Origin of the sequence: Amycolatopsis sp. NBC_00355 (assembly GCF_036104975.1) — a bacterium.
Lineage (GTDB): Bacteria > Actinomycetota > Actinomycetes > Mycobacteriales > Pseudonocardiaceae > Amycolatopsis.
In genome coordinates this window covers 4,337,066-4,357,647 of sequence record NZ_CP107982.1, presented here as the reverse complement: position 1 = coordinate 4,357,647, position 20,582 = coordinate 4,337,066, and the positions used below count along the sequence as shown (strand labels likewise).

Below are 20,582 nucleotides of genomic sequence, written 5' to 3'. Positions count from 1 at the left end.
GTTATGTCGTCACCGGAATTCTCGGGACTGGACGTGTCGGGCCGGGTACGTGCGCGTGACATCCAGATGGCCGGGGTCGCCGACGTCCGCCGCCGGGTGCTGATGATCTCGGGCGCCATCGACACGACCGACCACGACGTCTCGGTCAGCGTCAACCTGCCGGAGCCGGGCCGCTGGCAGATCATCAAGTCCGAGACCAACCTGACCGACCAGACGTGGGTCGCGATGCAGGTCGTGATGGACGAGAACTCGACGTTCGTCAACGACCCCGAGTCGCTCGTGATGTCGCGGCAGTTCTCCAAGTCGTTCATGACGCCCGACCAGCGCCGGCTGACCTTCTACGGCGGCGAGGTGCGGCCCGGCGAGGCCGTGCTGAAGGTCTACGAGATGGAGACCAGCGCCCGCAAGCCCGCCTACTCCTACTCGCGCTACAGCCCGATCGCGACCGACAGCCTGGAGCAGTCGGAGCAGACGCTCGAGGAGCTCGTCACCAACGGGATGGCGCGGCGGCCGATGGTCGAGCTGATCGTCCCGGTCACCGTGATCGGCTGAGCCGATGACCAGCTTCATCCCCGGGCCGCACCTGCTCGACTCGCCCCGGGGCCGGGACTGGCCGCGGCTGCCGGCGGCGCCCGCGCCCGGTCGCGAGCCGGTACCGCCGCGGCGGGCCGACGTCGTGATCGTGGGGGCGGGCCCGGCCGGGCTGGCCGTGGCCTCGGCGTTGTGGCACCACGGGGTGCGTGACATCGTCGTGTTCGACCGCGGCGGGAAGCCGTGCGGCCGGTTCTTCGACCGCGTCGACCTGCTCGGGCAGCGTGTGCTGCGCTCGCCCTACGAGCACCACCCCGGGGTCGAGGGGTACCGCGACTGCGAGCTGCTGGACTTCGCCCGGCTGCACTGGGGCCGGCTGACGCCGGTCGAGCGCCGCGAGGTCCGGATGTCGCAGGCCGGGCACCGCTCGGTCGTGCCGCTCGACGTCTTCGAGGCCTACTGCGACCACCTGGTCGACACCCACCGGATCGCGGAGAAGACCTGGCGGGACACCGTCCGGGACGTCCTCCCGGCGGCCACCGACGTCACCGTGCGGGCGGACCGGGCCACGGTCACCGCGCGCCACGTCGTGCTCTGTCCCGGCGAGGAGCGGCGCGAGGCGCCCGTGGAGTGGTGGGGTGGCGGCGCCGCCCCACCGGGGGTCACCTACTGGGACGAACGGGTGCCGCCGCTCGGCGGGCGCCAGGTCGTCGTCGGCGCCGGGCTGACCTCGGCGCACTTGATCACGAACGCCCTCGCGGCCGGCCGCGAGGTGCACTGGGTGGTCCGCGAGCCCGGCGAGCGCTACCAGTGCGCCGACGTCAACTCCAAGTTCTTCCGGCCCGAGGGCCGGGCCCGGATCGGCAGCGTCGGCTGGTCCGACCGGCTGGGGCTGATGGCCGAGTTCCGGCGCGCGTCGATCATGTTCGAGTTCCGTCCGCAGCTGGAGCGGGCCGAGGCCGAGGGACGCCTGGTCGTGCACCGCGGCGACGCGATCACCTCGGTGGCGGCCGGGGCCGGCGGCACGGCGGTGCTGCGGCTGGCCGGCGGACGGCGGGTGAGCGGCGACAGCGCGGTGCTGGCGCTGGGCACGACGCCGGAGACCGGGCGCGGGCTGCTGCCCGAGGAGGTCGTCGGCGAGCGGGACGGCTGGCCGGAACTCGACGAACGCACCCTGACCTACGCGTACGCGCCGCTGGTGTCCGTGGTCGGCGCGGCCGCGGGCATGGTGCTCGGGCCGGCCGCCCGCAACATCGACGGCCACCGCGTCGCCACCGCCCGCGTCGCCGGCGCGATCGCCCGCAGCCTGCGCGGGGACGCCCCGGCCGGGACCCCGGCCCGCGCCAAGGTGGGCGCCGGTGTCTGACGAGGAGCCCTACGACTCGCGCTTCACCCTGCCCGAGATCGACGCCCCGCCGGAGACCGAGGTCGGCGTCATCCTGCTGGGCTTGGAGCCGGACCGGCTGGTCGCCGGGCTGGGCTTCGCCCGGCTGGCCGACGACCCGGCGCTGGTCACCCAGGCGGTCGACCGCGCCCGCCACGGCGTGTTCACCGCCGACCTGGCCGGGCTCGCCGCGGCCGGGCTGGCGCAGTGGCGGATGCTGCGGCCCCTGGTGGATGCCGTCCCGGGACGCCCGGAGGCGGGGGCGCTGCGCCAGGAGTGGACGAACTCGGCCGCCCGGGTGACGAACGCCGTGCCGGAGATCGGTCCGGCGGCGCGGGCGTACCTGACGGCCTGCTGGATCCGCCGGGACGAGATCGACCGGCTCGCCGACCGAAAGGAAGCTCCCGATGTCCTACCTGAAGTCGCTGCCGGCTGAAACGACGCTGCTCCAGGTTTTCCGGTCCTACCCGGATCCGGCGCGCCACCTGCTGGCGTTCCACGAAACGCTGCTGCGTGGAGATTCACCGTTCTCGCCGGGGGAGCGGGAAATGATCGCGGCCTACGTTTCGGGCCTCAACGCCTGCGACTACTGCCACGGCATCCACACCGTGACGGCGGAGGCGTTCGGGATCCCGGAAGGCGTCCTGACGGCCGCGGTGGCGGACCTGGCGTCGTCCCCGGTCGACGACAAGCTGAAGCCGGTGCTGGCCTACGTGGGCAAGCTGACGCGGACGCCGTCCCGGATGACCGACGCCGACGCCGAGGCGGTGTTCGCCGCGGGCTGGGACGAACAGGCCCTGCACGACGCCGTGCTCGTCTGCGCGTTGTTCAACTTCATGAACCGGATGGTCGAGGGCCTGGGCATCAAGGCCGACGCGGCGTACGCGACGGAGTCGGGCGAACGGCTGGCCGAGGGCGGGTACGCCGGCCTGGCCGGAATGCTCTGAGACAACGGCAAAGGGGGCCTTCCCGCGGGAAGGCCCCCTTTGCTTTGTCCTTTATGGACGCTCAGGCGGCGTCGCGCCGCAGGGTTTCCGGCGCGGCCCGCAGCGGCTCCGGAGTGGACAGTGAGTGCCCCAGCCACGCCTCGTGGTCCAGCATCCGCAGGTGCTCGTCCTCGGTGCGGGCCACCCGGCGCATCGACACCCGCAGCAGCGGCGGGGCCATCACCGACGTCACGATCGCGACCAGCACCACCATCGTGTAGGTGGCGGTGTTGAGCACGCCGAGCCGCAGGCCGGTCAGCGCCACGATCACCTCGATGACACCGCGGGAGTTCATCCCCGCGCCGAGCGCGAGGCCCTCCCACTTGGACAGGCCGCTCATCCGCGCGCCGCCGTAGGCGCCGGCGAACTTGCCGACGATCGCCAGCGCCAGCAGAGCCGCCGCGGCCAGGGCCGTGGTCGGGTGCGCCAGCGCGGTCAGGTCCATCCGCAACCCGGCCGTGGCCAGGAACAGCGGCGCCAGCACGGAAAGCACCACCGTGCGCAGCGGCGCGAGCTTCGCCTGCGACGCCCGCGACTGCGCGATCAGGATGCCGCCGACGAACGCGCCGAACACCGGCTCCATGCCGAGGCTCTGCGTGGTGGCGCCGAAGGCCAGCAGGATGATCACCGCCATGGCGACGACCGGGCCCGACTCCTCACGCTTGGCGGCCAGGTCCATCAGCTTGCGCACGAGCACGCGGCCGATCGTCCCGGCGAGCGCGATGAACCCGAGCAGGTAACCGATCGACAGCGAGACGACGCCGGCGCTGACGCCGACCGTCGCGGCCGCGGAGACGACCGACAGCAGCAGCCAGCCGACGGCGTCGTCGACCATGCCGGCCGCGAGCGTCAGCTGCCCGATGTTGCGGTGCAACAGCTTCATGTCGGTGAGCGTCTTGGCGATCACCGGGATCGCGGTGACGCACATCGCGACGCCGATGAACAGGGCGAAGACCCAGCGGCTGGAGCCGGAGCTGCCGAGCAGGGAACCGGGCAGGACGAACCCGAGCCCGATGCCCAGCGCCAGCGGCACGAGCAGCCCGACCAGGCTGACGGTGGCCGCGGTCCTGCCCTGGCGGCGCAGGATGCGCGTGTCCAGGTGGGTGCCGGTGATCCCGACCAGCAGCAGCACGGCGAACTGCCCGACCCCGTCGAGCAGGTGGATCTGCTCGGGCGGCTGCGTGGGCATCAGCCAGTTCATGAAGCCGGGCGCGAGGTGGCCCAGCAGCGACGGGCCGAGCAGCATGCCGGTGACGAGCTCACCGACCACCGACGGCAGCCCGAAGCGCTCGGCGAGCCGGCCGAGCAGCTTGGCCAGGGTCAGCAGGACCAGGAGGCCGAGCAAGAACAACAACAACGGATGGGGCGCGATCGGCGCCACCGGGGCGGCAAGATGCATGGTCGACCTCCACGGGAGTGCTTATGCGCCGAATTGTTCCGGGTAATGGATCATGCGCGCGTCTCTGGTCATGCGATATCCACGACCTCCCGCTGAGCTTTTCCGGGCCCCCGGATCACCTGTGTGTTTCCCGTACGATACGGGCAGGGTCCGGTTTCCGATTTTTCCGAATTGCACAGAATGGCAGGAGTTTTCCATGCGCACGAGAACCCGAAGAATCGCCACCGTCGCCGCGGTGGTGGCCGGGCTGACGGCCGTGGCCGCGCCCGCCGCCTCGGCCGCGTCGCCGGTGCACCTGATCGCCGCGCCGACGTTCGCGTTGTCCGCCAACGCGACCGTCGCCGCGGTGGTCGTCGGGCTGCCGCCGAACGGCACGTTCTGGGTCGGCGAATGCGGCTGGGTGCCGACCGGCTGCGCCGGCAACCCGGCGACGGTGGTCGAAGTCCACAGTGACGCCCACGGTATCGCGGTCACGACGATCGTGGCCCAGAAGAAGTACGTCGGCAACATCGGTGACGGTGTCGACGTGACGGTGGACTGCGCGACGGTGCGATGCACGCTGGGCGCGTACGACGTTTCCGTCACGGCGCTCGACCGCGTCGACATCCACTTCCGCTGAGACCTGCAGAAAAGGCCGGCACCGGAATTCCGGTGCCGGCCTTTCCGGGTCCGTTCAGGCGGCCAGGATCTGCGTGGTCCGTTTCGCGTCGCCGGTGTCGTGGGCGGCGAGGAGCTCGGCGAACTCCTCGGCGGGCAGGATCCGGACGCCGAGTTCCCGCGCCTTGTCCGCCTTGCTGCCGGAACCTTCGCCGACGACCACGAGGTCCGTCTTGGCCGACACCGAGCCGGCCGCGGTGCCGCCCAGCCGCTCGACGGCCAGGTTGCCTTCGTCGCGGTTCTTCAGTCCCGGCACCGCACCGGTCACCACGACCCGCATCGGCGAGCCGTCGGCCTTGCGCAGCGGGAGATCGGCGGGCGCTGCGGCCGGAGCCGCGAAGTCCGGCTCGGTCATGGTCAGGCCGCGGTCCACCAGCTTCGCGATGACCGGCGCGAGCTCGGCCAGCTCGCCGGCGATGGTCACCGCGCGTTCCAGGCCGACGCCGTCGACCTCCTGCAGCTGGTCGGGCGTGGCTTCGAGAAGCGCGTCCATGGAACCGAAGTGGCGGGCCAGCCGCCGGGAGACCGCGCGCCCGGCCATCCGGATGCCGAGCCCCGTCAGCAGGCTCGACAGCGGCCGCTTCCGGGTGAGCTCGATCGCCGCGACCAGCTTGCCGCCGGAGATCTCGCCGAGGCCCTCGAGTGCGGCCAGCTTCGGTACGTCGAGGTCGTACAGGTCGGCCGGGTCGGCGACCAGGCCCTCGGCCACCAGCTGGTCGAGGATCTTGCCGCCCATGCCCTCGATGTCCATCGCCTCGCGGGTGGCGTAGTGCGCGAGGATCTTGCGCGCGCCGCAGACGCGGCCGCCGGTGCAGCGCCAGCGCGTCTGCGAGCGGTCGATGTCCGATCCGCAGTCGGGGCAGACCTCGGGCGGGGTGAACGGCTTGGCGCCCTTCGGCCGCTCGTCGAGCTTGGCGCCGGTGATCTCGGGGATCACGTCGCCGGCGCGGCGGACGAACACGGTGTCGCCGACGCGGACGTTGCGGCGCTCGAGGTCGTCGAAGTTGTGCAGCGTCGCCGAGACGACCTTGACGCCGTCGATGAACACCGGCTCCAGCGTCGCGACCGGGGTGATCACGCCGGTGCGGCCGACCTGGACGTCGATGGCGAGCAGCTTGGTGCTGCGGGTGTCGGCGGGGAACTTCACGGCGACGCCCCAGCGGGGCGCCTTGGTCGACGCTCCGGCGGCCGCGCGGTCCTCGGGCCGGTCGGCTTTGATCACGACGCCGTCGACCCCGTAGCCGAGCGAACCGCGCAGGTCCCGGATCTCGGCGACGGCCGCCTCGATCTCGTCGGCGTCGTGGCAGACCTTCAGCGCGGGCTTGCTCCCGGCCGTCGTCGCGACACCGAGCTTTTCCAGCTGGGCCATGGCTTCCGAGTGCGTGCCGTCGTCCTGCACCCCCTGCACGGAGTAGGCGACGAACGACAGGGGCGCCGCGTAGGCGCGGTCGATCGCCCGCAGCGTCCCGGCGGCGGCGCCACGCGGGTGGGCGAACGCGGGCTCGCCGTGACCGGTGCGCAGTTCGTTGGCCGTCGCGAAGTCTTCGTCGGTCATGAAGATCTCGCCGCGGACTTCGATCGTCCGGGGCGAGGAGAGCTTCTTGGGCAGGCCCTTGGCCCGGAGCGCGCGTGTGGTGACGTCTTCGCCCATCGTGCCGGTGCCGCGGGTGAGGACCAGCGTCAGCCGGCCGCGCGAATAGCGGGCGGCGACGGCGAGGCCGTCCAGCTTCGGTTCGACCGAGAAGGCCGGGGCCGGGTGGCCGAGGACACGTTCGAGGCGGCCCAGCCACTTCTGCAGCGACTCGGTGTCGAAGACGTTGTCCAGCCCCAGCATCGGCGTGCTGTGCGGGATCTCGGTCCCGGGCGCGACCCCCGCGCCGACGGCCTCGGTCGGTGTGTCGGGGGCCTTCCACGCCGGGTGCGCGGTTTCGGTCGCGATCGCGCGGGCCAGCAGGGCGTCGTAGGCGTCGTCGTCCATGAGGACGTCTTTGCCGGCGTAGTAGGCGGCTGCGGCGTCACGGATCCCGTCGAGGGCTTTTTCGTACTGTGCGGCGGAGGAGAACGCCTTGGCCTTCGCCGGATCGGCGGGGCCGACGGGTGCCGGGGTCATCGGGATCCTCCACTCGTCGACGGACGGGCCGGGCGGGCACAGGGGCGCCCGCTGGGGACGCTAGTCCCGCCGGCCGCGCGGCCCATCTCCCAAAATGCCGTGAAGGCCACCTTCAGGGACTCCATGTCCCTCAAGGTGGCCTTCACGGACCTGGAACGCGCTCAGCCCTTGACGGGGCTGCTCTGGTGCGAGAACAGGTTCAGCTCGCCCTCGGCGTTGCGGACGACCACCCAGACCGCGCGGATCTGGTTCTCCGGCGCGATCTCCGACTCGCCGGCGCGGATGATCCCGCCCTCGGTGATCGCGATCGCGACGTTCTCGTCGAGGAACTTGACCTCGAGCGGCCAGCCGTAGACGTGCGCGCCCTTGAGGGGACCCGCGAACCCGGCGCGCATGTACGCGCGGATCTCGTCCTGGCTGGTGAGCTGGTTGTCCTGCAGCAGCAAGCTGCCGTTGGCGGTGAAGACGTCGGCGAAGACGTCCGGGTCGTTCTTCAGCCACGCGTCCTGGATGCGCTGCGGCACGGTGAGGACGGCCTTTTCGTCCGCGCTGGTGAACTCGCGGTAGAAAGAGGTGTCCTCCTCGACGCCGAGCGCGGTGAGGATCTCGGTGGCGTCGCCCCACGGAGTGGTCGGCACAATGAACTCCTGGTCTGTTTCGGTTACCAGCGGAGGGTGGCGCCGGAGCCGCGCGGGCTGTTCTGGTAGACGGCCAGCTGCCATTCGTTGTCGCGCTTCACGACGACCCACGTGGAGCGGACGGCGAGCTCCTCGTCGATTTCGGTCTCACCCGGGGCGAGGATGCCGCCGTGGGTGCGGATCAGCGCGACGGTGTCGGAGACGAACCGGAGGTCGACCGGCTTGCCCGTGACGCCCGTGCCCTTGAACGGCCCGGCGTAGGCGGCGGCCATGAACGAACCGATCTCGTCGCGGCCCTTCTTCAGGACGTCACCGGGGAGGATGAGGACGCCGTCCTCGGTGAAGGCCTTGGCGACGCCGTAACCGTCGTTCTTCGTCCAAGCGGCGATCAGGCGCAGCGGGACGTCGAGGGCTTCCTTTTCCTTCTCCGCGGTGAAGGGCCCGTAATAGTCGTCCAGCCTGGCCTGGTCGTCAGAAGTGGGTGCGGACACTGTTGCTTCTCCTTCGATCGGTCGGCCAACCAACGGCAGGGATACGATCGGCCCCATACGAGGTAAATGGTCACACGCGGCCCGCATCGGAAACCTCTCCTGCGTTGCCGCGGTTCGCGGTCCTTTTCCCGCAGGAGAGGAGATGCCCGGCACCGGCGTCGGCGGGAATCCTGGTCACGGAGATTCGAGCCAATTGACCAGCCAAGGAGAGCCGGATGTCCGAGAAGGCATCGTCCCTCGTCGCAGGGGCCAAGCAGTGGGCCACCTACTACGGCAAGTTCACCCAGGGCGAGGAGAGCGCCGCGCTGACCGCCCAGCTGCGCGCGCGGGCCGCCTGGGACGCGAACGACGCCGACGCGTTCGCCGCGTCGTTCGCCGAGAACGGCAGCATCCTCGTCGACGACCAGCAGGTCAACGGCCAGGACGCGATCAAGACGTTCTTCACCGACGCCTTCGGCGGCCAGCTGGCCGGCACGAAGCTGCTCACCGAGCCGATCGAGATCAAGGTCCTCGAGCCCGGCGTGGCCGTGGTGATCACCGACGGCGGCGTCCTCTACGACGGCGAGACCACCGTGCCGGCCGAGCGCGTCGTCCGCGGCACCTGGGTCGCCGCGCAGGTCGACGGCGAGTGGCGCGTGGTGTCGCAGCAGACCAGCCCGGTCAAGGGCTGAGGGGGCGGGCATGACGAGCACCGAACGCACGGGCGTCGTCACCTTCCGGGGCAACCCGGTGACGCTGCTCGGCCCGGAGGTCGCCGTCGGCGACCAGGCGCCGGACTTCACCGTGCTGGGCAACGACCTGGCGCCGGTCCGGTTCTCCTCGCTGAGCGGCACACGGGTGATCTCGGTCGTCCCGTCGCTGGAGACGCCGGTCTGCGACCTGCAGACGCGCCGGTTCAACGAAGCCGTCACCGACCTCGGCGAGGCGTCGGTGCTGACGGTGTCGGTGGACCTCCCGTTCGCCCAGGCCCGCTGGTGCGGCGCGGCGGGCGTCGAGGGCGTGCGGACCCTGTCCGACCACCGCGACGTCGCGTTCGGTCTCGCGTACGGCGTGCTGATCAAGGAGTTCCGCCTCCTGTCCCGCGCGGTGTTCGTGGTGGACGCCGCGAACACGGTCGTCCACGCCGAGTACGTCCCCGAAGTCGGCCAGCCGCCGAACTTCGACGCCGCCGTGATCGCGGCCCAAGGAGCCGAAAGCGCGCGCCGGTCCGCCGGCCGCGCCGCCTGACCGTCCGAAAAGGACGGTCCATTCGCGAAGGCCGTCGCCCGGGTCCCCCTGCACCCGGGCGGCGGCCTTCGCTTTGCCGTGTCGACCCCCCGATCACGCGAGTTGACCCGCTAATCACGCGAGTCGACCCCCCAATCACGCGAGACCGGAGTTCGGGAACCGACGTGATGCCCGGCGGATCACGTGAGATGCCTTCTTGAGCACGACGTCGCCTGCCGGAAGGCGGAAATCGGGTGCTCGCCGGGGCAAGTCATGCGCTTGGGCGGGCACACTCGCGATCAGTGGGCATCACGTGTGATTGAAGGGACATCACGCGTGATCGGGGGGTCGACACGGCGACGGGCCCCGCGACGTGGGGGTCGCGGGGCCCGGGCGAAGAGATCTACGCGGCGCGGGGGAGGGTGTCCAGGTCCGCCAGCAGGACTTTCAGGGCTTTTTTGTCGGCTTTCCCCACTGCGGTGTGCGGGAAGGCGTCCAGGACTTCCAGGCGCTCCGGGATCTTGAACGCCGCCAGGCCGCGCTCCGTCAGGAGGCGGGTGATTTCGGCCAGGGACAACGAGCAGCCGCCGTGGAAGCGGACGAACGCGCAGACGCGCTCGCCGTACACCGGGTCCGGGGACGGGACCGCCGCCACCTCCGCGACCTCCGGCAGTTCCTGGATCAGCGTCTCGACCTCGCCGGCCGAGATCTTCTCGCCGCCGCGGTTGATCAGGTCCTTCACCCGGCCGCAGACGACCGCGTGGCCGTCGGTCGTGATGCGGACCAGGTCGCCCGTGCGGAACCAGCCGTCCTCGGTGAACGACAGGCGGTTCTGGTCCGGGACGCCGTAGTAGCCGCGCGGGGTGCCCGGGCCGCGCGTCAGCAGCTCGCCGATCTCCCCGGGGGGCACGGGCGAGCCGTCCTCGTCGACGACCAGCAGCTCGTCGAACGCGCTGACCGGCGGCCCCTGCGTGCCGAACGCCACCTCGTCGGACGCGTCCGGCGGGGTGTAGCAGACCAGGCCCTCGGCCATCCCGTACACCTGCTGCAGCCGGCAGTCGAGCGTCCGCGCCATCCGCTCCGCGATGTCCGGCGCCAGCATCGAGCCGCCGACGTGCAGGTACCGCAGGCTGGACAGGTCCGGCTTCAGCGTGGCCGCCGCGTCCATCCACTTCAGCACGACGGCCGGCACCGCCGACGTCGCCGTGACGCGCTCGGCCTCGATCGCCGCGAACACCGGTTCCGCCCGGGGGGACGCCGAGAACACGACGCGCCCGCCCGCGTGCAGCGCGCCGAGCAGGCCCGGGCTGGCGAGCGGGAAGTTGTGCCCGGCCGGCAGCACCGCGAGGTACACGGTGTCCTCGCCGAACGCGCACGCCCGCGCGGTGTGGACGATGTTGAACAGGTAGTCGTCGTGCGTCCGGCTGATCACCTTCGGCACGCCCGTGGTGCCGCCCGACAGCAGGAACACGGCGATGTCCGACGGCGACGGCCCGTGCTCGTCCAGCCACCGCCGCCGCGCCTCGACGTCGCCGTCGGGCGACAGCAGCGACCGGACGTCGATCGCGCCCTCGGCGACGTCGTCGCCGACCACCAGCACCTCCGCCGGCCCGGGCAAGGCCGCGGCCACCCGGAACGCCAGCTGCTGGTGGTCGTACCCGCGCCAGGTGCCGGGCACGACCAGGGCGCGCGCCCCGACGTGCGCGCCGATGGCCGTCAGCTCGTGGTCGCGGTGCGGCGGCAGCATCATCGTCGGGACGACGCCGAGGCGCAGCAGGGCCGCCGTCACGACCGCGAACTCCCACGTGTTCGGCAGCTGCACCAAGACCGTGTCCCCGCGCCCCAGCCCGCGCTCGCCCAGCCGCACGGCCAGCGCGTCCGCGCGCACCGCGAGGTCGCGGTAGGTCAGCCGGGTCGCCCCGTCGACGACGGCGACCCGGTCACCCCGATCCCCGGCCCACTCCCACAGGTACGACCCCATCGTGCGCCCGGGCCAGACCCCGGCCGCGCGGTACGCGTGCGCCAGATCCTGCGGCCAGGGCACAAAACCGTCGAAACTCATGCCGTCCCCTCGGTGTCCTGAGACATCTCCTGAGACATCTCTGGGGCCATCTCCTGGGCCATCCGCTCGGTCAGCAGCGAAGCGACCGCGTCGATGGTCGGGCGGTCCCAGAACAACGTCGCGGGCAGCGGGAACCGGAAGCGCCGCTCCAGCCCGCGCCGGATCCGCACGGTCATCACCGAGTCGAGACCCATCTCGATCAGCGGCCGCCGGATGTCCACTTCGGACGGTGCGAGGCCGGTCTCGGTCGCGACCTGCTTGCGGATCTCCTCGGTGACGGCGGCCGTCAGCTCGGCGCCGGTGAGCCCGGCCCACGGGACGTCGACCAGGTCGGCGGCCGTGGCGCCGGCCGCGGCCTCCTCCGGCAGCTCCGACAGCAGCGCCAGCTTCCGCACCCCCGGCTCGGCCGGCAGCGTCCGCAGCATCACGGCGTACCCGAGGTCGTGGCGGGTGGCCAGGTCCCAGGCGCCGAACGCCTCGGTGGCGCTGATGTCGGCCGTGCCGCGGGCGGCTAGCTCGGCGTCGATCACCGCGGTGGAGGTCGACATGCCCAGCCCGCGCCACGACGTCCACGCGTAGCTGGCCGCCCCGGCGTCCCCGGCGACGCGCCGGTGGGCGGCGAGCCCGTCGAGGAACGCGTTGCCCGCCGCGTAGCTGGCCTGCCCGGGCAGCCCGAGCAGCTGGCCGCACGAGGAGAACAGCACGAAGAAGTCCAGCGACCCCGGCGGGAACAGCGCGTGCAGGTTCAGCGCGCCTTCGACCTTCGGCCGCATGACGTGGCGCAGCGACGCCTCGTCGAGCCGGCCGAGCGTGCGGTCGTCGAGCACGCCGGCGGCGTGCACCACGCCGCGGAACGGCGGCAGCCCCAGCGCGTCCGGCGAGAGCTTCGCGGCGACGTCGTCGGCGTCGGAGACGTCCACGGCGACCGGGAACACGGTGACACCCAGGCGTTCCAGCGCGACCACCGAGTCGACCGCGGCGATCTCGGCCTCGTCGGTCAGCTCGGCCCAGCGGGCGCGCGGCGGGAGCCCGCGCCGGCCGGCGAGCACGATCCGCCGGGCGCCGCGGTCGGCCAGCCAGTGCGCGACCTCCAGGCCCAGCGTGCCGAGGCCGCCGGTGACCAGGTAAGTCGCGTGCGGCCGGCCTTCGAGCCGCTGCTTGACCGGCTCGCCCTCGATCCGCAGCAGGCGCCCCACTTCGGCCGCTCCGTCGCGGACGACGACGACGTCCTCGCCGCGGATCGTGCGCAGCACGTCGACCAGGCCCCGGATGTCCTCTTCGGACTGTCCGATGTCGACGACGCCACCCCAGAGGTCCGGGTACTCGCCGCCGACGACCCGGCCGACACCCCAGACGGAGCTGTGGCCGAGCGAACCGGCGTCGGCGCTCTCGCGGACGCCTTCGGTGAGGCACCAGACGCGCGCGGCCTTCGTCTCGCCGGTCGCGGCGACGCGCTGGGCCGTGCGGGCGAGCAGCCAGGCCCCGTCGGCGGCGGCGTCCCCGGACGCGCCGGCGGCGGGCACCACGAGCAGCGTGTGCTCGCGGCTCAGCAAGCCCTCGGGCAGCGCCTCGGGCGTGGCCGTGACCAGGTGCGCGACGCCGAGCGCGTCGAGCCCGGTGGTGACCCGCCGCAGCACCGGCGAGTCCGGCCCGACCAGCACGAGGTTCAGCGCCGCGCCCGAAGCGGTGCCCTCGGCCGGGCGCCAGCCCAGCCGGTGCACGACCTGGCGCGGGCTCGTCACGGCGCCGGCTTCGCTGTCCAGCACGCCGTAGCGCAGCCGGGCCAGCCGGCCGACGACGGTCCCGTCGAGGTCGGCGATCTCGACGTCCACGGTGTCGTCGGCGACCACGCGCACGGTCACCCGCGCCCGGGACGGCGACTGCGCGGCGAGCGTGACGCGGTGGATGTGGGCGGGCATCCGCAGGATCGGCGGCCCGCCGAAGGCGACCGAAGCCGCCGACAGCGCGCCGTCGAGCAGCGGCGCCCAGGTCTCGGGCAGCTCGTCCGAGCCGGGGTCGGTGTTGACGGTGACCACGAGGGTGCCGTCCCCGCGCCGGATTTCCTCGACGACCCACGGGAAGCCCATCGCCGCGACGCCGAGCGTGGCGAGCCGGTCGATGACGTACCCGGTCGGCAGGTCCTCGGTGGTCTGCGCATCCGAGCGCTGGCCGCGGATCTTGCCGGCGAACGGCGAGACGGACGCGGTCGTGTGGGTGACCCAGCCCTTGTCGTCGCCGTCGTCGCTCTGACCGTCCTCGATGATCCGCGACGACAGCCGGAACGCGCCGTCCTGCAGCACGATCTGCAGGTGCCGGGGCCGGGTGACGCTCACCGGCACGCGCAGCGCGACGTCGGAGATCTCGTGCCAGGTGCCCTTCGCGGTCGCCGCGGCGGTGAGGAAGCTGTTGAGCAGCACCGCGGCCGGGATGATCTCGACCTTGCGCACCGGGTGGTCGCCCGGGTACGGCCGCGAGTCGCGGTCCAGGTAGGTCAGCCAGGCCTGCGCCGGGTTCGCGCCGTGCACGTTGATCCGGCCGCCGAGCAGCGTGTGGCTCTCGAGGTCGTGCTGCTCGGTGAGGAACGACCGGCCGACCGAGTCGTCGACCCAGTGCTCCTTGCGCTGCCACGCCGTGGTCGGCACGTCCACCAGCGAGCCGGCCGGCCAGTGCGCGGCCCAGTCGACGTCGACGCCGGCGCAGTACAGCGCGCCGAGGTTGCCCAGCAGGGTTTCGCGCTCGGGCCGGTTGCGGCGCAGGGAGTGCGTGACGACGGCGTCGGTGATGCCCAGCTCGTCGAGGGTCTCGTTGATCGAGTGCTCGACCACCGGGTGCGGCGAGACCTCGACGAACAGCCGGTAGCCGTCGGCCGCCGCGGCCGCGACGGCCTCGGCGAACCGGACCGTGCCGCGCAGGTTCGTCGCCCAGTACGCGCCATCGCGCGGGGCCTCCGAACGCGGGTCGGCCAGGGCGGTGCTGTATACCGGGATCCCGGCCGGCGTCGGGGGCAGGTCGGCGGCGGCCGCGGCGAGCGACTCCAGCAGCGGGTCCATGTGCGGGCTGTGGAACGCGACGTCGGAGTCGACGCGGCGCACGACGAGTCCCTCGGCCCCGAACGACTCGCTGATCTCCTGGACGGCGTCGATGTCGCCGGAGAACACGGTCGAACCGGTGGCGGCGGCGACCGCGACGGCGACGTCGGTACGGCCGGCGAGACGGCGGCGGGCCTCTTCCGGCGGCAGGTTCACCATGGCCATCGCGCCGTTCCCGGCGACCTGGCGCAGCAGCAGGGACCGCCGGCAGACCAGCCGGGCGCCGCGTTCGAGGGTGAGCATCCCGGACGTGACGGCCGCGGCGATCTCGCCCACGGAGTGCCCGATCACGGCGTCGGGGTGGACCCCGCGGTCGCGCCACAGCGCGGCCAGGGCGACCTGGACGGCGAAGATCATCGGCTGGACGACGTCGACCGGCTGCTCGTCGTCCGAGCCGATGGTCGCGCGCGGCGAGACGCCCATCTCCGCCTGGAAGATCGGCTCGATCGTGTCGATCACGGCGGCGAACGCCGGTTCGGTCGCGAGCAGCTCGCGGGCCATGCCGATCCACTGCGAGCCGTGCCCGGAGAAGACCCAGACCAGGTCCTGGCGTGACGTCTCGGGCAGCGCGCGCCCGGACGTCCCGCCGGTGCCCGCCGCGAAGTTGGCCAGCTTCGCGCGCAGCGTGAAGGTGGTGTCGGCGACGACGGTCGCGCGGTGCGGCAAGTGCTGGCGCCGCTGCGAAAGCGTGTGGCCGACGTCGGCCAGCGTGGTGTCGGGGTTGCGGGCCAGCCAGTTCGCCAGCCGGCCGGCGTACTTCGCGACGGCGGTCTCGGTCGCCCCGGACAGCGGGAGCACCCGCGGCGTCCCGGTCGCCGCGGCCGGGCCGGCCTCGGCGTCGGCCTCGTCGGCCGCCTCCAGGATCACGTGCGCGATGGTGCCGCCGTAGCCGTACCCGGAGACCCCGGCGCGCCGCGGCGCGACGCTCTGCGGCCACGGCGTGTTCTCGGTGACCACGCGCAGACCCGAAGTGGCCCAGGGGATCTTCGGGTTCGGCGTGGTGAAGTTCAGGCTGGCCGGGATCTCGCCGTGCTGCAGGGCCAGCACGGTCTTGATCACCCCGGCGACGCCGGCGCCGGCTTCGAGGTGGCCGACGTTCGGCTTGACCGAGCCGATCAGGCAGGGCGTGTCGGGCGTGCGGCCGGCGCCGAACACCGCGGTCATCGCGCCCGCTTCGAGCGGGTCGCCGACGTTGGTGCCGGTGCCGTGCGCCTCGACGTAACCGACCGTCGCCGGGTCGATCCCCGCGGCGGTGTAGGCCTTGCGCATCAGGTTGGCCTGCGCCTCGCCGTTGGGCGCCATGATCCCGTTGGTCTTGCCGTCCTGCTGCACCGCGCTGCCGCGGACGACCGCGAGCACCCGGTCGCCGTCGCGGCGGGCGTCCTTGAGCAGCTTGAGCACGACGACGCCGCCGCCCTCGCCGCGGCCGTAACCGTCGGCGGAGGCGTCGAACGACTTGCTGCGCCCGTCGCGCGAGGTGGCGCCGGCCGCGTCGAGCACGACCGAAAGCCCCGGGCCGGCCATCACCAGGATGCCGCCGGCCAGGGCGACCGGGCACTCGCCGGAACGCAGCGCCTGGGCGGCCAGGTGGATCGAGACCAGCGAGGACGAACAGGCCGTGTCCACGACCATGCTGGGCCCGTGCAGGTCGAGCACGTAGGAGACGCGGTTGGCGACCGCGCAGAACGAGCTGCCGATCCCGGTCCAGGCCTCGATCCGCGGCAGGTCCTCCAGCAGGCGGCGGCCGTAGTCGTCGGCGCCGACCCCCATGAACACCCCGGCGTCCGTGCCGCCCAGCGAGCGCGGCGGGATCCCCGCGTGCTCCAGCGCCTCCCACGCCAGCTCCAGCGTGATCCGCTGCTGCGGGTCCATCAGCGCGGCCTCGCGGGGCGTGACGTCGAAGAAGTCGGCGTCGAACTCCTTGACGTTGTCCAGGAACGCGCCGCGCTTGGTCACGTCCCGGACCACCGCGGCGTGCTCCCGGCTCTGGCCGGCGTGCCACTCCCAGCGGTCCGCGGGCAGCTCGCCGACGGTGTCGCCACCGTCGCGCAGGAGGGCCCAGAACGACTCTGGTGACTCGATTCCCGCGGCGAAACGGCAAGCCATCCCGATGATGGCGACGGGTTCGGGGAAGTTCATCGGCCTTCTTTCGTTCGTCCCGCGAGCGGCGGGCGCCGGGCTGGGACACCGAAGATCCGGGCGAGCCGGTTCCGGCCCGCCCGGATCGGGCGCCGGGCTACTTGTGGCCCACCACCAGGGCGTGGCTGAAGCCGAGGTCGGCGAACCGCTCGACCCGCGAGAAACCGGCGTCGCGCACGGACTTCTCCATGTCCGCGGCCGACCAGGTCATGCCCTCGCCCGAGGCCAGCGCCAGGAAGTACGGCGAGACGAGCCCGCCCGAGAGCGAGCCGGTGCCCTCGTCGTTGGAGACGAAGTTGTAGACCAGCACCGTGCCGCCCTCGGGAAGCGCGTCGTAGCACTTGCGCAGCAGCTCGGTGTTCCGCTCGAGCGACCAGATCTCGTAGATGTGGAAGAACAGGATCGCGTCGGCGCCCTCGGGCAGCCGGTCGGTCAGCATGTCGCCCGGGTGGAAGTGGACGCGCTTGCGGACCGACGGGTCCTCGATCTTGTCCGCGGCGAGCCGGGTGACGCTCTCCTGGTCGAACACCGTGACCTCGAGCTCGGGGTAGCGCTCGGCCAGCTTGACCGAGTTGGTGCCGTCACCGCCGCCGATGTCGATCGCGTGCTTGACGTGGCTGAAGTCGTAGTGCTCCAGGAACTGCTCGAACGCGCGGTTCGAGGCGTCGCCCATGTTGTCGTAGAAGACCTTCTGCAGGTCCGGCGTCGCGGTGAGCTTCGAGTAGAGCGTGTCGCCGGGGCCCTCGAGGTGGCGCAGGCCGACGTTGGTGCTCTGCCGCATCGACTCGGCGAAGTCCACCAGGGTCTTGTTGATGATCTTGTCCTGGATGTCGATCAGCGGGCCGAGGAACCGCTCGCCGCTCTTGAGCAGCTTGCGGCGGACGAGTTCGGTGTTGACGAACTTGCCGTCCTCCTTCTCGATCAGCAGCAGCGACGCCAGGCCGAGCAGCAGGACGCGCGCCGGGTACTCCTCGACGCCCAGCGCCTCCGCGGTCTCGGTGACGTCCAAGCCGCCGCTGTCCTCGAGCTTCTGGAACAGGTCGAACTCGAGACCCGTGCGCAGCAGTTCGAACGCGGTGTGGCCGTGGATGAGGATCCGGAGGTAATCCGCACCCGAGATCGGGACGCTCGTCGCCATGGCTTGTTCTCCTTCGCAGGGGATGGGTCGGCCTGGCCCGGCTCGCCCGCATACGAGGATGATCGGGGCGAAAACCCGGGGGCGCCTCCATTTCTGCGGTGCGGGCGGCCCGCCACCCGCACGGGTGCGACGAGGGCACGACGGGAGAGCCGGGTGCGGTGGCGAGCGCGAAGGCGCCTGCGTAGATTCGACGCCGTGACCGATGGCCGGTGCCCCAGCTGTGGCAACCCCCTGCCCGGGCGCGCGAGCGGGCGCGGCCGGACGTCGAAGTACTGCTCGCCCGCCTGCCGGCAGAAGGCCTACCGCGAGCGGCAGCAGCCGAACGGCGGCGCCGCCGTGCCGGACCTGATCGCGGACATCGAGCTCCGGGTGCGCCGGCTGGCCCCGCAGCTGCCCGAGGACTTCTACACCGACGTCACCGACCTCGCCTCGACGGTCGGCAAGCTCCGCCGGATCGCCCAGCTGGCCCGGGACGCCGCCGCCGGCGAAAACGTCACGGCCGCGGTCGTGACGGAAAACCGGCCGGCCGGTGCCGCCCAAAGCGTCACGGCGGCCCCCGTGACGGAAGAAGAAAGCGTCACGGACGAGGGCGTTACGGAAGGCGCGGGCGAGGACGAGCTGGTCACCGCGGCCGTCCGGGCCGGGGACGAATGGGACTTCGCGGGCCTGGTCGAGCCGTTCCGGCACGAGCTGCAGGTGCACTGCTACCGGATGGTCGGCTCGTACGACGACGCCGAGGACATGGTGCAGGAGACCTTCCTGCGGGCCTGGAACCGGAAGGACGTCTTCGAGGGCCGCTCGACCTTCCGGGCCTGGCTCTACCGCATCGCGACCAACGCCTGCCTCGACTTCCTGCGCCGCAACGAGCGCCGTCCGCAGCGGTACGAGCCGGTGCCGGGGATGGACAACGGGGCCGCCGAGGCCCCCGCCCGGGTGACCTGGCTGCAGCCCTACCCGGACGCGCTGCTGGAGGACGTCGCCTCCACCGAGCTGCAGCCCGAGGGTGCCGCGGTGTCCCGGGAGACGATGGAGCTGGTCTTCCTGGCCGCCATCCAGCACCTCCCGCCCCGGCAGCGGGCCGTGCTGATCCTGCGTGACGTCCTGGGCTGGCCGGCCGCCGACACCGCCGAGCAGCTGGACATGAGCGTCGCCTCGGTCAACAGCGCCCTGCAGCGGGCCCGGCCCGCCCTGCGCCGGCACCTGCCCGAGCGGCGCAGCGAGTGGACCGCGACGGCCCGCCCGACCAGCGAAGAGCGCGAGATCCTGCAGCGTTACATGGACGCGGCCGACCAGGCCGACGCCGCCGTGGTCGCCGAGCTGCTCAGCCAGGACGTCGTGCTGACCATGCCGCCGAACCCGTTCTGGTTCGTCGGCCGCGACGCGATGATGGCGTTCATCAAACCCTCGATCGACCCGGGGTCGCCGCACTTCCAGGGCACGTGGAAGCACCTGCCGACCTTCGCGAACCGGATGCCCGCGGCGGCCGGGTACCTGCGCCGTCCGGGCACCACCGTCTACCGGGCGCAGGTCCTGGACGTGCTGCGCATCGAAGGCGGCCGGATCGTCGAGATCACCTCCTTCGAACCGCACCTCTTCCCGGCCTTCGGGCTCCCGCTGACCCTCTGATCGAAATCCCCTCCGCCCGCACCGATGAGTTTTCGCGCGGGCGTGCGTCTCAATGTCCGACAACGCGGGCAACACAGCACGCGAGAAGACGCGGAGGAGACACGAAGATGTCGCTCGAGAAGAAGAACGCGATCGTCTACGGCGCCGGCGGCTCGATCGGCGCGGCGGTGGCCAAGGCGTTCGCCGCCGACGGCGCGCACGTCTTCCTGGTCGGCCGGACCCTGGAGTCCCTGCAGGCCGTGGCCGACGAGATCGAGGCGGCCGGCGGCGCGGCCTCGGTGGACGTGCTCGACGCGCTCGACGAGTCGGCCGTCGAGGAGCACGCCAAGACGGTGGTCGTCGAGGGTGGCAGCCTGGACGTCTCGATCAACCTGATCACCCGCGGCGACGTCCAGGGCATCCCGCTGATCGACATGAAGGTCGCGGACTTCACCAGCCCGGTCGTCACCGGCATCACCACCAACTTCATCACCATGCGCGCGGCGGCCCGGCACATGGTCGAGCAGGGCTCCGGCGTGATCCTCGCGCTGGACAGCGGATCCGCGCACGGCAGCCCGATGATGGGCGGGACCGGTTCCGCCGACGGCGCGATCGACACCCTCGTGCGCAACCTGGCCGCCGAAATCGGCCCGAGCGGCGTGCGCGTCGCCGGGATCTGGACGGCCGGTTTGCCCGAAACGCTGTCCCCGGAGAAGCTCGCGGCGTTCAGCGGCGCGCCGCAAATGGACGACGCCGCGTTCCAGGGCCTGCTGCAGCACCTCGACGGCATGCGGATGACCAAGAAGTCGCCCACGCTCGCCCAGGTCGCCGCGACCGCGACGTTCCTCGCCGCGCCGGAGGCCGGTGCCATCACGGGCACCTTCCTGAACGTCACGAGCGGCATCTTCCCGAGCTGATCCGGCTGCGGCGAACCAGCCGTCCGGAGCAGCGGATTACCTCTTTCGCCTGAACTCCGTGCGGCCGGGTGCATGCGGTGAGCGCAATCCGGAAGATGCGGCCCGCCTCGCGATGGCACAACGATGTGCTCGGATAGTCGACCCGTTCCGCCGTTCGGCTGCGGGTCGCTGCGATGGCTGGGGGCCAGGCCTTCCGTGTGCACCGGGCACACGTCGAACAGGAAAGGAAA

The 20,582-nt window shown here is 72.1% G+C and carries 16 protein-coding genes; 9 read left to right on the top strand and 7 right to left on the bottom strand.

The genetic code is table 11. The annotated features are described in order from the left end of the window. Positions 1 to 66: 66 nt before the first annotated feature. Genes OHS18_RS19135 through OHS18_RS19120 form a run of 4 tightly spaced genes read left to right on the top strand, consistent with a single transcriptional unit; the run spans position 67 to position 2,862 of the window. A complete protein-coding gene (locus OHS18_RS19135; protein WP_328458839.1) occupies positions 67 to 552 on the top strand; it encodes a DUF6423 family protein in 486 nt (161 codons plus the stop codon). Positions 553 to 556: 4 nt separating this feature from the next. Continuing rightward, the gene (locus tag OHS18_RS19130) at positions 557 to 1,897 is read left to right on the top strand and encodes an FAD-dependent oxidoreductase (RefSeq protein ID WP_328617949.1); all 1,341 of its coding nucleotides are present in this window, start codon (positions 557 to 559) and stop codon (positions 1,895 to 1,897) included. Then, positions 1,890 to 2,351 carry a DUF6187 family protein gene (locus OHS18_RS19125; RefSeq protein ID WP_328617948.1) on the top strand — a complete coding sequence of 154 codons (462 nt, stop codon included), beginning with the start codon at positions 1,890 to 1,892 and terminating at the stop codon, positions 2,349 to 2,351. Before OHS18_RS19130 ends, OHS18_RS19125 begins: the two co-directional genes overlap by 8 nt. Beyond that, positions 2,323 to 2,862, top strand: a complete 540-nt coding sequence (locus tag OHS18_RS19120; protein ID WP_328450707.1) for a carboxymuconolactone decarboxylase family protein — start codon at positions 2,323 to 2,325, stop codon at positions 2,860 to 2,862. Before OHS18_RS19125 ends, OHS18_RS19120 begins: the two co-directional genes overlap by 29 nt. A 61-nt stretch (positions 2,863 to 2,923) precedes the next feature. Here the strand turns inward: OHS18_RS19120 and OHS18_RS19115 are convergent, their stop codons facing one another. Continuing rightward, positions 2,924 to 4,300 carry a cation:proton antiporter gene (locus OHS18_RS19115; RefSeq protein ID WP_328450709.1) on the bottom strand — a complete coding sequence of 459 codons (1,377 nt, stop codon included), beginning with the start codon at positions 4,298 to 4,300 and terminating at the stop codon, positions 2,924 to 2,926. Positions 4,301 to 4,496: 196 nt separating this feature from the next. Between OHS18_RS19115 and OHS18_RS19110 the strand changes: the two genes are divergently transcribed. Beyond that, complete coding sequence (locus OHS18_RS19110) at positions 4,497 to 4,919, top strand: neocarzinostatin apoprotein domain-containing protein (RefSeq protein ID WP_328617947.1); 423 nt, start codon at positions 4,497 to 4,499, stop codon at positions 4,917 to 4,919. A 54-nt stretch (positions 4,920 to 4,973) separates the two neighbouring features. On the opposite strand, the gene ligA is transcribed toward OHS18_RS19110, so the two are convergent. From ligA to OHS18_RS19095, 3 genes are all read right to left on the bottom strand, one after another. Then, the gene (gene ligA / locus OHS18_RS19105) at positions 4,974 to 7,067 is read right to left on the bottom strand and encodes an NAD-dependent DNA ligase LigA (protein WP_328617946.1); all 2,094 of its coding nucleotides are present in this window, start codon (positions 7,065 to 7,067) and stop codon (positions 4,974 to 4,976) included. Positions 7,068 to 7,228: 161 nt separating this feature from the next. Further along, complete coding sequence (locus OHS18_RS19100; RefSeq protein ID WP_328450715.1) at positions 7,229 to 7,705, bottom strand: SgcJ/EcaC family oxidoreductase; 477 nt, start codon at positions 7,703 to 7,705, stop codon at positions 7,229 to 7,231. Between the two features lie 23 nt (positions 7,706 to 7,728). Beyond that, complete coding sequence (locus OHS18_RS19095) at positions 7,729 to 8,196, bottom strand: SgcJ/EcaC family oxidoreductase (RefSeq protein ID WP_328450717.1); 468 nt, start codon at positions 8,194 to 8,196, stop codon at positions 7,729 to 7,731. Between the two features lie 215 nt (positions 8,197 to 8,411). Between OHS18_RS19095 and OHS18_RS19090 the strand changes: the two genes are divergently transcribed. Both OHS18_RS19090 and tpx read left to right on the top strand, forming a co-directional pair. Beyond that, positions 8,412 to 8,867 (top strand): SgcJ/EcaC family oxidoreductase, encoded by a 456-nt coding sequence (locus tag OHS18_RS19090; protein ID WP_328450719.1) that lies wholly within the window; start codon positions 8,412 to 8,414, stop codon positions 8,865 to 8,867. A gap of 10 nt (positions 8,868 to 8,877) precedes the next feature. Then, entirely contained in the window at positions 8,878 to 9,423 is a 546-nt protein-coding gene (tpx, locus tag OHS18_RS19085) for a thiol peroxidase (RefSeq protein WP_328450721.1), read from the top strand. Positions 9,424 to 9,805: 382 nt separating this feature from the next. On the opposite strand, the gene OHS18_RS19080 is transcribed toward tpx, so the two are convergent. The 3 genes from OHS18_RS19080 to OHS18_RS19070 form a co-directional block, all read right to left on the bottom strand. After that, positions 9,806 to 11,464, bottom strand: coding sequence for a (2,3-dihydroxybenzoyl)adenylate synthase (locus tag OHS18_RS19080; protein ID WP_328617945.1), 1,659 nt, complete (start codon positions 11,462 to 11,464; stop codon positions 9,806 to 9,808). Beyond that, entirely contained in the window at positions 11,461 to 16,692 is a 5,232-nt protein-coding gene (locus tag OHS18_RS19075; protein WP_328617944.1) for a type I polyketide synthase, read from the bottom strand. The genes OHS18_RS19080 and OHS18_RS19075 overlap by 4 nt, the downstream gene beginning before the upstream one ends. A gap of 97 nt (positions 16,693 to 16,789) precedes the next feature. Beyond that, positions 16,790 to 17,830: a methyltransferase gene (locus OHS18_RS19070; protein WP_328450727.1), complete on the bottom strand. Its 1,041-nt coding sequence runs from the start codon at positions 17,828 to 17,830 to the stop codon at positions 16,790 to 16,792. A 195-nt stretch (positions 17,831 to 18,025) separates the two neighbouring features. Here OHS18_RS19070 and OHS18_RS19065 point away from each other — a divergent pair, with 195 nt between their 5' ends. Continuing rightward, positions 18,026 to 19,456, top strand: a complete 1,431-nt coding sequence (locus OHS18_RS19065) for a sigma-70 family RNA polymerase sigma factor (RefSeq protein WP_328450729.1) — start codon at positions 18,026 to 18,028, stop codon at positions 19,454 to 19,456. A 107-nt stretch (positions 19,457 to 19,563) separates the two neighbouring features. Further along, positions 19,564 to 20,352, top strand: a complete 789-nt coding sequence (locus OHS18_RS19060; RefSeq protein WP_328617943.1) for an SDR family NAD(P)-dependent oxidoreductase — start codon at positions 19,564 to 19,566, stop codon at positions 20,350 to 20,352. The last annotated feature ends 230 nt before the right edge of the window (positions 20,353 to 20,582 follow it).